The sequence below is a fragment of the Paenibacillus sp. ALE2 genome, from assembly GCF_054113385.1.
Map to the genome: position 1 here is coordinate 5,175,156 of NZ_CM134213.1, position 14,547 is coordinate 5,189,702.

Consider the following 14,547-nt stretch of genomic DNA (forward strand, 5'->3'; position numbering starts at 1 on the left):
GAGTACGTGATCTTGATTCCGGGTTTCGTCCAAACCAAGTTTGAACAGCACTTCAACCAGCGCAGAGTCCTCCTGAACAGGAACCACGTCCTTTGGCTTTTTCTAAAATGCTATCCGCAATGCGACCGCTCCCCTTGGCAACGACAATCGGCGCTTCGCTCTCACCGGGTGTATATTTAAGGGCGACCTGCGGATGAGCATCGTTTTTCTAGCACCCGGCCGTCCCATAAGAAGGATATTATGATACATTTTCACGCATTGAAAAACCAAGTAATATCAAGGGTTTGACGATACTAAGCGGTTTTCCTTTCGGTGGGAGATCGCTTTTTTCTTTTAGGCTCTATTAAACACATTTGTGATTTTCTTATAATTTCATAAATACTATTAATTTAAAATTTATCAGGGATGATGTATTGTCGAGTTTACTTTCCACGATGATGTAACTCTAAAAAGAAGACAAGTAAGCCGTCTACCTTTGGGTCGGCGCGAAGAGGAGAAGCCGAAGGCTTGACGAGCGTGTCCTATTGCCGTACGCGGGAGTGCGATTTCCATTCTTTATTGATTTTCTTTACCCTAACTAAAGGATGGATCATCATGGATAACTGCGTTCTCCGATAGATAAGTCTGATGAGAAATTGAAGGAACAAAAAAACCTGAGAGGTCAGGACTTTTTGCTCTGTGCGCTGCCGCGAATTCGACATTTTATTTCCACGTAGTGGCGGGAGTTTTCAGTTTTCACCCGTGAGAAGTGCGTTCAGCAGGTCTAACGATTAGAAAACCACGACTGAAAGTCGTATATTGAGGGGACTACCCCAGCCAGTATTCCCACGTACAATTACTATACCGTCGTCATGCGGAACGACGTTATGGATCGTCATGGTAGCAGCTCCTTGAAACGGCTTAACTTGACCGCCAAAAATACCAATTTCCGTGATCGAGACAAGTACCCTACTTGAGGAATTAACAAACCCAGCCAGGTTCAAGCGACTTTGGAACAAATTCGGACCTACATTGTTGATACTAAAAATGAATGCGGTACCTGCTTTAGTTCTTAGGCGACGCGTAGGTTTCAGAATTTTTCTAGAAGAATTTACTTTTCCCATTCGAATCAACTTCCCTTCTTTTGTAATAATATAGAATATGCTAGTTTTTATAGAATCGAAACAGACAAACAGATTGGAAAAAATGACCATCTTTATCAGTAGGCAATAAAAAAAGCCCCGCGATGTCAGGGCTATGCTCGTAAACTTGATTGAAGTGAGCGAACGAAAAACGACGGAGAGCTGCTCAAGCGGATTGCCACGCTACAAATGAAGATCAAGGAACTCCATCACTTGGCCGTCTGGGGTGCCTTGTGCATGATCATTAACTGGGATAAGATCCGCCAGATGGTGTATAGCGTAAATACGTATATCCGTAATTAGACGTGCCTCGCTTGCGTTTTCTTGAGGAAGCAGCACGGAATCGAATCCCTCTCGCTTGGCCAGATCAACCATGGACAACACCCTATCACACAGGGCGAATGCTGCCATCAAGCGCCAGCTCGCCAATAAACAGCGTTCGTTCCCCCACCGGTAAAACACCTGCTCACTGGTTGTCAACAAGCCTAAAGCGATGGCAAGATCAAAAGATGAGCCTTTCCTTACGCAAATCAGCAGGAGCTAAGTTAATCGTGATACGCTGGGATGGATATTTGAATCCGCAGTTTTTGATTGCTGCTCTCACACGCTCTACTGCCTCTCGAATCGCTGAATCCGGCAATCCGATAATCGCGGTTTGAGGCAAGCCATTGGACAAATCAGTCTCAACTTCGATCAGAACGCCATCTATCCCATATAGACACGCTCCATGTAATTTTCCAAACATATCAAAAAGCACCTCTCATCATATTGAAATGTTCCTCTGGGGAATCATTGCCTATATGAAAAAAGGTGCTTCCAAATTTTCATTCATTGAAAAAAATATAATGTTCTAAATTTAGCTCTCAACCCTAATTTCAAATCCTCAACTAAGCTTATCTGACGACAGATTATTTGTCAATTAAGGTTAACTTATCAGCTACTGGAGTACGGGATCTTGATTCCGGGATAACATCAGGATAGCCTGCATATATCATTCCAATTACCTTCTCACCTGGTTGAATTCCCAAGCAATCACGGAACTTAGGCGAATACAAAAATGGTTTTGTCACCCAAAACGTTCCGATTCCTTTGCTCCATGCAGCAAGCATAAAGTTCTGTACAAGCGCGCTGACCGCTGCAAAATCTTCATCCCAAACCGCTTGACGCGGGTCTTCTTCCATCACCACTAAAAGCTGTATCGGGTTGTGTAGAATCCCATTTTCAAACTTGTTATCCTTACCGATATCGGCGGCAATTGCCTCTGCAAGCTTTCTCCGTCCCTCACCAGCAAACAACAGAAAGCGCCACGGTTCACGCATTTTATGATTAGGAGCCCATACCGCGACGTCCAGTAGTTCTTTAATCGTATCTACCGGGATAGAGTCAGATTTGAATCGTTTAATCGTCCGGCGTTCCTGAATTACATCTATGACATGTTCACTAAAGGTATGCTTTGTCACGTAAATCCTCCTTCACAGGTACAACGACTAGATATTCATTATAGAATGAAAATGATAACTATTCTCAATAAAATATACCTGCAGCTTTCCTTTCTGTCAACCTGTACATATGAATTCAGTCCTGCGCTCCAACCTTCGTAAAAGTTCTTACTCTTTTAAAATGCATCTATAAAATGGTCCGTAACCACAGCCGTTTCATCAGATAATCGTACAGAAATCATATCAAAACGAATTGGAGCATCTCCAATTCCGTTCATATGCAAGTATACTGCGGCTGTTTGACGAACCTGGGTGATTTTACGCGGAGTAACTGATTCTGCTGGTGTTCCATATTTGGAGCTACTTCGGCTACGTACTTCAATAAACACGAGTATATGCTCCTGCCTGGCAATCAGATCTATTTCCCCGCTGCGGCATCGCCAATTGCGGTCTAGGATACGATAACCCAGGGTTTCTAAAAACAAAGCTGCAGCCTCTTCTCCCATTGCTCCTTTGGCTTTCCGTTGATCCTTACCTCTCGTCTTCATGTCATACCCCATCACCAGTCATCTCTTGGAGCAAGCCGATCCATTTGATAAATATAGGTTAGCACCTCTGCTACCAACTGATAGAGTTCAGCTGGGATTTGCTCGTCCAAATCAAGTTTGGACAGTACTTCAACCAGCGCAGCATCCTCCTGAACAGGAACGCCATGCTCTTTGGCTTTTTCTAAAATACTGTCCGCAATGCGGCCGCTCCCCTTGGCAACGACAATCGGCGCTTCGCTCTCACCGGGCGTATATTTAAGGGCGACCGCCTTCTTCATGGAAGGTGAAGGAGGTTCCAAGGGCTCTTTCATATTTTAAGATCGACTCCTTTGTACGGCTGAGGCACATAGCTTTGTACCTCGGAAGAGGCAGGGCTACTCTGTTCAGTCCTTACGGGCATAGGCTCGGTTCGCAACGTTAGAAGTTGGTAGCCTAGCGACTCCAGCGCGGTGCGAATGGACTCACGTCCACTGGTTAGCAGCGAAGCCGCCCAATCCTGATCATTATGAAGCTTGAGACTTACAATCCGATCTACAACCTGCACATCCACCAGCGTCGGACCAAGCCCTTTCATGTCCAAATCAAACCAAAGTCGACAGTTGGAGGCATCCAGTTCTCCGCGTTTGCCACGGCGGGACTGAATCTGGATTGTAGCTGTTTCACGACCGTCCGGTCCAATAAACGGTATAAACATATGCACTTGTGCAAAAGGCGCCGTTCGGTCTGTATTGAGCAGCAGCTGCTGGCCTGTCAGGTGCTGTACAACCTGCTGTGCCGCCTCTTTCAAAGCAGGCGGCAGGTCGTCACTGCTCATTAGCTGGAGTAGTGCCCCTTTTACGGTGTCTGCGGCCGCTGACACGGAGTCGTCTGCCGCTAATCCCGGCAGCGTCTGCGGCACTCCCTCGGGCGGCTCCGTACGTGCCGCCGCCCCTTGCGCGAGCTGTGCAGTCGAGCGGTGTACCTGCTGCTCGTGCTCAGCACCGAGTAGCTTCAGCACGCGGCCTACCCACGGATCCTCCATAGGGCTGATCTTCGTGCTCGTCGCCGTAGGCTGTGAAGCGGCAGCATCTGCCGTACGCGAAGCGCCAGCCGCTGGCTGCGCTACCTCTCCCTTGGACTGATCTGGCGCAGCCGTGCTCAGTTCGGGTGGCACTGCTGCACGCAGCTCTTGCAGAAGGAGACGCAGCCGCTGGATCGGAGCCTCTAGCGTAGCAGCGCTGCCCGCCGCGGAGGGCGGCGCAGAGCCAGCTGCTGACTGTGCAGAAGGACGGTCTGCCATGACTACGTTTAAGGCAGACTTCGCCCCCGCAGGCTCTGCCGTGGCCGGAGTTGGAGCACCATCGGCATCCTTAAGCTGCGTACCTGCCGCAGTAGCTTGCTGTGGTTGCTCCACTTTAGTACGGGAGCCGTTTAATGCGTCAGCAGCGTCCGATTCAGGCGCATTTGCACCAGCGTCCAATACCACTGTCGCTCCTCGTCCGTTAACTGCTTCCGGCTCTTTTGAGGCAGTCCCGTTGGCTGCAAATGCAGTAGATCCCGCCGGAGTACCCGAATCGGTAGCCAAAACACTCGCTTCGCTCACTGTAGCAGCAAGATTGGCTGCCTGAGTCCCTTTTAACAATTTCTTGCCGCCTGTGGCTTGTTGTCCCGTTTCTGCCTGTTTTGCAGCGGCAGTGCCAGAGGGCTCCTTGGACAATGTAAGAGTTTGGCCTTCCTGTCCATCTGCAATCATCACAGAAGAAGTGCCTGTTGGACTAGCTGACGTTCGGTCAGCGCTTTTTATTGTTGCTTCCCCAACTGAACGGTCAGTGAGCGTTCCCTGCCCTTGCTGCTTTAACACCGCTTCAAGTTCTTGCTCCAACGATGACAACAGATCATTTAAAGGAGGCCCAAACATCGTTTGGCGCAATCCATTTATGCTTTCGGCTGTTAATGGGAGTCCCCGCTGAAAGGCAACTGCCGCTGCCTGTACAAATGTGCCCAATTGCACATTTCCGCTTTGCTTCGACAAGGCTTCTTGTAAAGAAGCCGCATTTTCAGATGTCAACGGCACACCATTCTTTTGCATTGCCTGTATAAGCTCTCTGTTCTGAGCTGTATCCGGCAGTCCCACCGATTCCAATACATCTGTCAGCGCTACGGTTTGCTGTGGCATATTGGCAGCATCATTCAGAGGCTTAAGCACAGTCATTCCACTGGAAGAAGCCGGCTGTACCTGAAACGTTGCAGTCTGTCCAGGTTGAAGAGGGGTCTCCAGCTTTGCCCTAACCTGAGAACCCTGTATTTGCAACACTGCCTCGTCGCCGTCCTCAGACACCTTTAATACGACTCCTCTTACGACCTGGCCTGGCTGCATATCAAGTTTTTTCGCCTCTCCCGCCTTCACATCTCCAAGTAATCCACGGAATACAGATCCGATGTTCATATCGCCCCTCCCCTCGCTCTTCCCCTATCAAAGGGGCCTGTAATATTAGATATATTTTATATCGGTATTGTCCTGATTCATAATAAGTACCTACAGATCAAACAACGTCGGTTGCTCGGTTAACAAATTGCCTAGAAAGCTGCGTCTATGCATTTCTGTAGGCCCTAGCGCCAAAATTTGTTCTCTATGCAACTTGGTAGCATAACCTTTATGTATATCAATCCCATATTCCGGATATTTCGCATCCCATTCACCTTTGCATAGCCGATCACGGGTCACCTTGGCAATGATAGAAGCTGCTGCAATAGACTGACTGTTCGCATCCCCCTTAATGATGGATAGCTGGGGAATAGGCACATCTACCTTTTCTGCATCCACAAGTAAATAATCGGGAGACACATGCAAAGCCTCAATAGCCTTTTTCATAGCTAAACGAGCCGCTTGTTTAATATTGATATCATCAATCATCCGCGCGTCTACATGACCAATTCCTACAGCGATTGCCTTCTCCATAATCAGTTCGTAGTAGGCTTCTCTTTTCTTGTCCGTCAATTTTTTGGAATCGTCTACACCCTCCAATAGCTCACCTACTGGCAGAATGACTGCTGCCGCCACAACATCTCCAAACAGACATCCACGCCCCACCTCGTCAATACCTGCAATCCGCTCACAAGATTGCTCCCAGCATTTTTTTTCATAGTGTAGCATGTCCTTTACTGCATTCTCTTTAGCTTCCATATTCAATACCTGCCCATCTTTACGTAGTTTAAGCTTCACTCATGCCGTAGCTCTAGCGATTGAATTCAGCTTACCACATACCTCTACCGTTCAAAACCCTTTTCTATCTACCTTTACATACCAAAAAACCTTCCTCCTCTCCGGAGAGATGAGGAAGGTTCTTCCTTGCCACAAAATGCAATCTTCTGTATCGGGTGTACTAGGATTATCAGTATGGTGCTTCTAAACTGAATCGTCCCAGCTTGCCTGCACGCAGCTCACGCAAAATAATTTTTGACGCCTTTTCGAGATCTACACGCCCGCCACTCACAATACAGCCACGTTTACGTCCGATAGCCTCCATAACGCTCACAACATCATCTGGATTTTCTGTATCCTCAGGACGTTCGGTAAGCTCAAAACGCTCTGCCATGGTATCCCAATAATATTGGACAAAATATTTTGTCGCGAAAAAGGCAATGTCCTCTACATTTAGAATTTCTTCCTTGATCGCGCCTGTAACTGCCAGACGATAGCCGACGTTCTGATCCTCAAATTTAGGCCACAAAATACCTGGTGTATCCAACAACTCAATTTCACCGGTCTTGATCCACTGTTGTGCCTTCGTTACTCCTGGGCGATCGCCTGTAGCTGCAATATTACGTCCTGCCATTCGGTTGATCAATGTCGATTTGCCGACATTTGGAATTCCGACAATCAAAGCACGTATAGGACGCGGATTCATTCCCTTCGAAATCTGCCGGTCTATTTTTTCCTTAAGTAACAGCTTGGCCTGAACCGGAATTTCTTTAAGCCCCGTCCCTGTCGTGGCATCCACCGGAAAGGCTACATGCCCCTGCTTCTTAAAGTAGGCAATCCATTGCTGTGATACTACAGGGTCCGCCAAATCTGCCTTGTTCAAAATAATCATTCGCGGCTTGCCTTGCAAAATATCATCAATCATCGGATTTCGGCTGGAAAGCGGCAACCGAGCATCAATCAGCTCAATAACCAAATCAATCAGCTTTAATTTTGCTTCAATTTGGCGGCGCGCTCTGGTCATGTGACCAGGAAACCATTGAATCGTCACCGTCATCACCCCATTGAGCGTAACCCCTACATTTACCCTTAGGCTCCTAGTTATGGTTACGGCAGCTATGCTGCTTATTAGTTATTTCTAGTGGTTAATCCACTGCATATCTTTCACCGGCCAAAAAATGACATCAGCCCGGCCAACGACTTCCTTCAAATCAATGTATCCAATCATCCGGCTATCTGTACTATTGGAACGGTTATCGCCCATAACAAAAATATGCCCTTCTGGCACTTTTCCATCCTTAAATTTCTCATTTGGAAAATTGGTAAACTTGTTGTAAAGCTCGCCATTTTGATGTGCTTCTTCCAAAGAAGTCTTGAGATAAGGTTCTTGAATCGGCTTACCATTTACTGTAATCGTGTCACCTTCTACTTTGACCGTATCACCCGCAACGGCGATGACGCGCTTGATGAAGTCTCTTTTTTCTTCCGGGACATGGAACACAATTACTTCACCCGGTTTAGGAGCACGAAAATCATACAAAATCTCATTTACAATGACGCGTTCTCCGGTATGAAAGTTAGGCTGCATCGACGGGCCATCCACAATAAAAGGCTTAAAGAGAAGCCAGCGGATTAAAAAGACAAGCACTAACGCAATAATGATGGCCTTGAGCCACTCAAAAATCTCATTTTTTGGTTTACGCTTGGGCGTACCATCCTGATCAGTTGGCTGCTGTACAGCTCCTTGTCCTACTTCTTGTTCCATAGCTCACTGTCCTCTCTTTACGGTCAATAATCCACAGTTCCCTATGTACGTAGAAAAAACGAAAGGAGCTTGTAACCAAGCCCCTTTCGTTATTCGTTGTATTAACGACGAATTTCTTTAATTCTCGCTGCTTTACCGCGCAGTTCACGAAGATAATAAAGCTTCGCACGACGCACTTTACCACGGCGAGCCACTTCGATTTTATCGATTTTTGGGGAATGAAGCGGGAAAGTTCTTTCCACACCTACACCGTAAGAAATTTTACGAACTGTAAAAGTCTCACTGATTCCACCACCACGGCGTTTAATTACTACACCTTCAAACAACTGGATACGCTCACGAGTTCCCTCGATAACTTTCACGTGCACTTTCAAAGTGTCACCAGGACGAAAGTTAGGCAAATCTTTACGCAGTTGTTCTTCAGTAATCGCTTGGACGATATTCATCTATGACTCCCTCCTTCCGTACAGGTGTTCATGTTTCTTCTGGAAACTCTTCCGTTTCCTTCATCATCCACAGAGGACCACCGTATTACACACAACAGATGTATTGTATCATGGAGGTTACCGCATTGCAACAACAAAAAGGGATTTGACCAAACATTATTTAATTGACTTCATTATAAAACAGGTCACCGCCTGCTTTCAAATCCACTCATGTTAATAGTGCTTTATCACTTGTCCCCCGAACGGTCCGATTGGTGCTGCTCCTCAATCCACGCGCGCTCCTTGCTTGTCAGTTCAGCCTGTTCCAGCAAGTCCGGTCGACGTTCCATCGTCCGACGTAACGCCTCTTGTCGTCTCCAAGAGTCAATATTGACATGATGCCCTGATAAGAGTACATCTGGCACTTTCCAGCCCCGAAACTCAGCAGGCCGAGTATAATGGGGGTATTCCAACAGCCCTGTACTAAACGAATCTGTTACCGCACTCGTTTCATTACCTAGTACTCCTGGTAACAACCGTGTCACACTATCGATGACAACCATGGCTGGCAACTCGCCACCAGTCAATACATAATCTCCGATCGAAAGCTCATCCGTCACCAAATGCTCTCGAATACGCTCATCATAACCCTCATAATGTCCACATATAAAAATAAGATGGTCCTCTTTGGCCAGCTCTTCCGCTTTTTTTTGCGTAAAAGTCTCCCCTTGTGGACACATCAAAATAATACGCGGAGTTTTTATGTCTGCGTTATGTTCGGCATCTTCATGTCGAATACCTTCAACGGCAGTTTCAAATGTGGTTTGCTCTGATTTATCCAACAGCTCTTCCACGGCAGCAAAAATAGGGTCAGGCTTCAAAACCATGCCGCCCCCACCACCATAGGGGGTATCATCCACTTGCCCATGCTTGTTACCGGCATACTGGCGAAAATTAACCGCTTGCAGTGATACAATCCCCTTATCCCTTGCTTTTCCCAGAATGCTTGCATTAAAAACTCCATCAAACATCTCTGGAAACAGGGTCAATACATCCACCCGCATTACAGCAGACCTTCCATTAACCGTACTGTAACCCGTTTTTCACGCACATTTACATCCAAAATAACATCCTCTATATACGGCAATAGCAGTTCTTTACCTTTAGGCATTTGGACTACCCATACATCATTGGCTCCCGGTGTCAAAATTTCTTTTACCACACCGAGCTCAGCTCCGTCTTCCGTTACTACTTCCATACCAACTACTTCATGAAAATAGAACTCGTTTTCTTCCAATTCCCCTAGCCGCTCAGCAGAGACCTTTAACAAAGTACCTTTATATTTTTCAACATCATTGATGTTGTGATATTCCTTAAATTTCACGATAACCATATTTTTTTGAAAACGCGCTGTTTCGACAGTTACAGGAATCGGTGCTTTACCATCAGCAGGAACAATCAATAGCTCGCTGCCCTTGGCAAAACGATCCTCAAGAAAATCACTTGTCGTTAGTATTTTTAGCTCGCCGCGAATTCCATGTGTATTCACAATTTTCCCGACATTAAACATTTGCTGCATCGTGTTCCTCCTGCATGTGATCGGTTCCGCTCCATATCATCTTCATCATGTACGAAAAAGGGTTAGGACATACATCCTAACCCACTTTCGTATATCTTTAAGATATGATGTCTACGGTAACCCGTTTATCCATCTTAACGGCTGCTGATGCAACCACAGTGCGAAGCGCCTTGGCGATACGTCCCTGCTTGCCAATGATCTTGCCCACATCCTCAGGATGTACACTAAGCTCATACACTACAAGTCGATCCTTCTCCAAGGTCTTCACGGTCACATCATCCGGATGATCGACTAAAGCCTTAGCAATGATTATCACTAATTCTTCCATGGTTGACCCTCCGTATCAGCACCTTATTTCTGTGTTTTAAGCTCATGAAACTTTTTCAACACGCCCGCTTTGCTAAGCAAGTTGCGAACAGTGTCGGATGCTTGTGCACCATCTTGCAACCATTTCAGCGCTTTATCTTCATCAATTTTTACAACCGCTGGTACTGTAATAGGGTTGTAGTAACCGATTTCTTCGATAAAACGACCGTCACGCGGGGAACGAGAATCAGATACCACGACGCGATAGAAAGGAGCTTTATGTGCACCCATACGTTTCAGACGAATACGAACTGCCACGAAAATTCACCTCCTTCAAAAAGTAGACTGTATATTGCTATCCCATAACTCCAAAGGCCTATCGACCTTTTAACGGAAAGGAAACTTCATACCTTTGCCCATACTCTTCAGCTGCTTCAGAGCCTTGTTTTTGCCACCCTTAGGTCCCATCATATCTGAGAACTGCTTCATCATACGGCGCATTTCGTCAAATTGCTTAATGAGACGATTTACCTCAGCCAGCGATGTTCCACTGCCTACAGCAATCCGCTTGCGACGGCTATGATTAATCATGTCCGGGTTTTGCTTTTCCTGTGTAGTCATCGAATGAACGATAGCCTCAATCCGGCCCATCTGTTTGTCATCCACTTTGATGTCTTTCATTTGCTTCATGTTGCCCATACCAGGAATCATATCGAGAATCTGGTCGATCGGGCCAAGCTTCTTAACCTGATCCATTTGCTCCAGAAAATCCTCGAAAGTAAACTCGGCATTGCGCATTTTCCGTTCCATTTCCTTCGCCTTATCGGCGTCGATATTGGACTGCGCTTTTTCAATCAGGGACAACATGTCACCCATGCCTAAAATCCGTGAAGCCATTCGCTCAGGGTGAAACGGCTCCATCGCATCCAGCTTTTCACCCAATGTAGCAAACTTGATCGGGCATCCCGTCACAGCTTTAACCGACAAGGCCGCGCCACCACGAGTGTCGCCGTCCAGCTTTGTCAGTACAACTCCCGTTAACTCAAGGCTATTGTTAAAGTGCTCCGCAACGTTAACTGCGTCCTGTCCTGTCATGCTATCTACAACCAGCAGAACTTCATCTGGCTTGACATTAGTATGAATCTGACGCAACTCTTCCATGAGTTCTTCATCAACATGAAGACGACCAGCAGTATCTATAATAACGTAGTCATTACCATTATCCTTAGCATGCTGCAAACCCTGTTTTGCGATTTCCACCGGGCTTGTCTGGTCTCCCAATGTAAATACAGGTGCATTAATCTGCTCACCGAGAATCTGAAGCTGCTTGATCGCGGCAGGTCTATAAATATCACCAGCTACAAGCAATGGACGATGGTTTTGCTTCTGCAGCAACTTCGCCAGCTTACCTGACGTCGTCGTCTTACCTGCACCCTGGAGACCCACCATCATGATGACTGTAGGCGGTTTGTTTGCTTTGGCAAGCTTGGCCTGACTGCCACCCATCAACTCGGTCAATTCCTTGTTTACGATGTCGATAATGACCATACCTGGCGTAAAGCTATCCATCACTTCCTTACCAACGGACTTCTCCTTTACCTTGGCAATAAAGTCCTTTACAACCTTGAAGTTAACGTCCGCTTCAAGCAAAGCCAATCGCACTTCACGCATTGCCTGAGCCACATCATCCTCAGACACTTTTCCCTTGCCGCGCAATTTACTGAATACATTTTGCAAGCGAGTCGATAATCCTTCAAATGCCATACTTTCGCACCTCCTTGTCTACCAGGGTTGTTAGTTCTTCATTTATATATCCTACAATTCCTGCAGGCGATTTACAATTTGTTGGACATGTTGCAATGTCCCCTCATCAAGCTTACCAACTTTACCGAATGCATTATATAGCGTCACATTCAGCTCCTCTAAATCTTGGAGTCTACGTTCATGCTTACTTAGCAATCCAAGCTTTTCCTCATACATTTCTAATACCTGTTCAGCACGTTTAATATGTTCATAGACTGCCTGGCGGCTAATTTGAAATTCCGATGCAATTTCCCCTAAAGAAAAGTCATCATGGAAGTAATATTTTAAAAACATCTGTTGCTTCTCTGTAAGTAGAGGTTCATAGAAGTCAAACAGTCGGTTAATCCGGTTTGTCTTTTCCAGCCGATTCTCCTGACTCATCATGTATACCTCCATCGTCAAGGAAAAACACTTTACAGTTCTTTTCAACGTTCCTTATCATACATAAAAGAAAAGAAGATGTCAAGCGTTATCCCTTGTCATATAAAAAAAAGCCGATCCGCTACCCTTAAACGGGAAAACAGATCGACTTTTTTGTCCCCCTCATTCACACCCTTACCGGAGTAAGATACAGCAGAACAGCCAAAAAATGAAGTATGCTGCCTGCTAAAACAAACAGATGCCAGATTGCATGGTGATATGGAAATGCTCGCCACACATAAAAAATCGTGCCCAGCGTATACATAAGACCACCTACGAACAATAGCGTCATCCCTCCGGCGGGAACAATGGCCATCAGGGGATTCCAGGCAATGGTAATGAGCCAGCCCATTATAATGTAAAACACAGTAGACATAAACAGAAAGCGTTTGGTGAAGAACGCCTTGAACAGTACACCAAACAAAGCGATCCCCCAAATCACTCCAAACAGCGTCCATCCCAGAGTGCCTCGCAATGCAACGAGCATAAAAGGGGTGTAGCTACCTGCAATGAACAGGTAAATACAAGAATGATCGAATATTTCGAACAAATCCTTCAATTTTCCTTCACGCAGGCTATGAAGCAACGTGGAATTGGTATACAGCAACAACATTGTAATCCCGTAAATTGTAAAGCTTACGACATGCCAAGCAGTTCCTTTCATGCTAGCAAAAACAATGAGCAGCACAAGCGCCGCCACACTTAAAACGGCTCCAATACCATGTGTAATCGCGTTAGCTACTTCTTCCCGTCGGGAATAAGTATAGGTGTTTGCCATCGTTTTTCACCCGGCTTCCTGAGTAATATTTTTTTACAAGAAATTTATCCGGCATCATCAAACCTTTTGCTTTCATTATACAGTTGGGCGGGCTTAAGCAGCAACAGGAGCACTGCTTAGTCGCAGACTTATAAGCAAACCTACTCAGACGGATTAGTTCTGCTCTTCCTCGCCAGTAACAGTTGCTTCGACAGCCTCTTCTTGGATCAAACCGGCGAACAAGGCATGAACGAATTGTTCTGAATCAAACGGTTGAAGATCATTCACTTTTTCACCTAAGCCCACCAGCTTAACAGGCAAATTCAATTCCTGACGGATGGCCACGACAATCCCGCCCTTTGCTGTACCATCCAATTTTGTCAGTACCAGACCGGTTACGCCGCTCTTCTCACCAAATAGCTTGGCTTGGTTAAGTGCATTTTGTCCAGTCGTCGCATCAAGTACCAACAATACTTCATGAGGAGCGTCTGGAATTTCACGCTGGATAACGCGAAAAATTTTGTTTAATTCTTCCATTAGATTGCTCTTATTCTGAAGACGTCCTGCTGTATCGCATAACAAAACATCTACTTGACGCTGCTTGGCAGCCTGTACAGCATCAAACATAACCGCAGCTGGATCAGAGCCAGATTGCTGTTTAATGACCTCTACACCTGCCCGCTCACCCCAAACTTCCAACTGTTCAATCGCGCCCGCCCGGAACGTATCGCCAGCGGCTAACAATACTTTTTTGCCCTCTTGTTTAAAACGATGAGCCAACTTGCCAATGGTCGTTGTTTTGCCGACTCCATTGACGCCTACGAATAGAATGACTGTAATCCCGTCTGGATTCATTTTGAGCTGACTATTGTCATTGCCCCGTAGCAACTCAGACAGCTTTTCCGACAGTACAGGCTGTAACTCGGATGCATCCTCGATTTTGCGTTTTTTCACTTCTCCCCGCAAGTCTTCAATGAGGTTCATAACCGTATTGACGCCTACGTCCGCTCCGATCAGAATTTCTTCCAGTTCCTCATAAAATTCCTCATCAATTTTTTTACGGCGAATCATCAGGTCCGTTACTTTTTCAACAAAACCTTTACGTGTCTTTTCCAAGCCATCTTTGAACTGCTTTGTGACCGATTCCGTTTTGCTTGCGATGCTTTCCTTCAATTTTCTAAAGAAACTCATGGATTCCCTCCG

General features: G+C 46.1%; 18 protein-coding genes and 1 pseudogene. All 19 read right to left on the reverse strand.

Annotated elements, in window-relative coordinates; translation table 11 throughout:
- Positions 1-24: 24 nt before the first annotated feature.
- Positions 25-187, reverse strand: a pseudogene (locus ACXHJ1_RS22165) (EscU/YscU/HrcU family type III secretion system export apparatus switch protein); the annotation flags it as partial.
- Between the two features lie 1,117 nt (positions 188-1,304).
- Positions 1,305-1,583 carry a hypothetical protein gene (locus ACXHJ1_RS22170; RefSeq protein WP_260846456.1) on the reverse strand — a complete coding sequence of 93 codons (279 nt, stop codon included), beginning with the start codon at positions 1,581-1,583 and terminating at the stop codon, positions 1,305-1,307.
- Positions 1,584-1,623: 40 nt separating this feature from the next.
- The gene (locus ACXHJ1_RS22175; protein WP_260846455.1) at positions 1,624-1,866 is read right to left on the reverse strand and encodes a magnesium chelatase domain-containing protein; all 243 of its coding nucleotides are present in this window, start codon (positions 1,864-1,866) and stop codon (positions 1,624-1,626) included.
- Between the two features lie 163 nt (positions 1,867-2,029).
- On the reverse strand, positions 2,030-2,581 hold the full coding sequence (locus ACXHJ1_RS22180) for a nitroreductase family protein (RefSeq protein ID WP_103042382.1): 552 nt from the start codon (positions 2,579-2,581) through the stop codon (positions 2,030-2,032).
- 155 nt (positions 2,582-2,736) lie between these two features.
- Positions 2,737-3,120: a YraN family protein gene (locus ACXHJ1_RS22185; RefSeq protein ID WP_017427917.1), complete on the reverse strand. Its 384-nt coding sequence runs from the start codon at positions 3,118-3,120 to the stop codon at positions 2,737-2,739.
- The gene (locus tag ACXHJ1_RS22190; protein ID WP_016819285.1) at positions 3,120-3,419 is read right to left on the reverse strand and encodes an EscU/YscU/HrcU family type III secretion system export apparatus switch protein; all 300 of its coding nucleotides are present in this window, start codon (positions 3,417-3,419) and stop codon (positions 3,120-3,122) included. Before ACXHJ1_RS22190 ends, ACXHJ1_RS22185 begins: the two co-directional genes overlap by 1 nt.
- Positions 3,416-5,533 carry a DNA ligase gene (locus ACXHJ1_RS22195; RefSeq protein WP_457905227.1) on the reverse strand — a complete coding sequence of 706 codons (2,118 nt, stop codon included), beginning with the start codon at positions 5,531-5,533 and terminating at the stop codon, positions 3,416-3,418. Before ACXHJ1_RS22195 ends, ACXHJ1_RS22190 begins: the two co-directional genes overlap by 4 nt.
- Before the next feature lie 90 nt (positions 5,534-5,623).
- Entirely contained in the window at positions 5,624-6,271 is a 648-nt protein-coding gene (locus tag ACXHJ1_RS22200) for a ribonuclease HII (RefSeq protein WP_457906195.1), read from the reverse strand.
- A 208-nt stretch (positions 6,272-6,479) separates the two neighbouring features.
- Positions 6,480-7,340, reverse strand: coding sequence for a ribosome biogenesis GTPase YlqF (gene ylqF, locus ACXHJ1_RS22205; protein ID WP_044785701.1), 861 nt, complete (start codon positions 7,338-7,340; stop codon positions 6,480-6,482).
- An 87-nt stretch (positions 7,341-7,427) separates the two neighbouring features.
- Entirely contained in the window at positions 7,428-8,054 is a 627-nt protein-coding gene (gene lepB / locus ACXHJ1_RS22210; RefSeq protein WP_016819281.1) for a signal peptidase I, read from the reverse strand.
- A gap of 101 nt (positions 8,055-8,155) precedes the next feature.
- Entirely contained in the window at positions 8,156-8,500 is a 345-nt protein-coding gene (rplS, locus tag ACXHJ1_RS22215; protein WP_007429998.1) for a 50S ribosomal protein L19, read from the reverse strand.
- A 227-nt stretch (positions 8,501-8,727) separates the two neighbouring features.
- Positions 8,728-9,543 (reverse strand): tRNA (guanosine(37)-N1)-methyltransferase TrmD, encoded by an 816-nt coding sequence (gene trmD / locus ACXHJ1_RS22220; RefSeq protein WP_025364640.1) that lies wholly within the window; start codon positions 9,541-9,543, stop codon positions 8,728-8,730.
- A complete protein-coding gene (gene rimM, locus ACXHJ1_RS22225) occupies positions 9,543-10,058 on the reverse strand; it encodes a ribosome maturation factor RimM (protein ID WP_045243861.1) in 516 nt (171 codons plus the stop codon). The genes trmD and rimM overlap by 1 nt, the downstream gene beginning before the upstream one ends.
- Before the next feature lie 97 nt (positions 10,059-10,155).
- Positions 10,156-10,386 carry a KH domain-containing protein gene (locus tag ACXHJ1_RS22230; RefSeq protein WP_013370648.1) on the reverse strand — a complete coding sequence of 77 codons (231 nt, stop codon included), beginning with the start codon at positions 10,384-10,386 and terminating at the stop codon, positions 10,156-10,158.
- 23 nt (positions 10,387-10,409) lie between these two features.
- Positions 10,410-10,682 carry a 30S ribosomal protein S16 gene (rpsP, locus tag ACXHJ1_RS22235; RefSeq protein ID WP_013370647.1) on the reverse strand — a complete coding sequence of 91 codons (273 nt, stop codon included), beginning with the start codon at positions 10,680-10,682 and terminating at the stop codon, positions 10,410-10,412.
- Positions 10,683-10,751: 69 nt separating this feature from the next.
- On the reverse strand, positions 10,752-12,128 hold the full coding sequence (gene ffh, locus ACXHJ1_RS22240) for a signal recognition particle protein (protein WP_025676852.1): 1,377 nt from the start codon (positions 12,126-12,128) through the stop codon (positions 10,752-10,754).
- Between the two features lie 51 nt (positions 12,129-12,179).
- Complete coding sequence (gene ylxM, locus ACXHJ1_RS22245; protein WP_457906196.1) at positions 12,180-12,548, reverse strand: YlxM family DNA-binding protein; 369 nt, start codon at positions 12,546-12,548, stop codon at positions 12,180-12,182.
- 166 nt (positions 12,549-12,714) lie between these two features.
- A complete protein-coding gene (trhA, locus tag ACXHJ1_RS22250; RefSeq protein WP_013370644.1) occupies positions 12,715-13,365 on the reverse strand; it encodes a PAQR family membrane homeostasis protein TrhA in 651 nt (216 codons plus the stop codon).
- 153 nt (positions 13,366-13,518) lie between these two features.
- On the reverse strand, positions 13,519-14,535 hold the full coding sequence (gene ftsY, locus ACXHJ1_RS22255) for a signal recognition particle-docking protein FtsY (protein ID WP_447250107.1): 1,017 nt from the start codon (positions 14,533-14,535) through the stop codon (positions 13,519-13,521).
- Between the last annotated feature and the right edge of the window lie 12 nt (positions 14,536-14,547).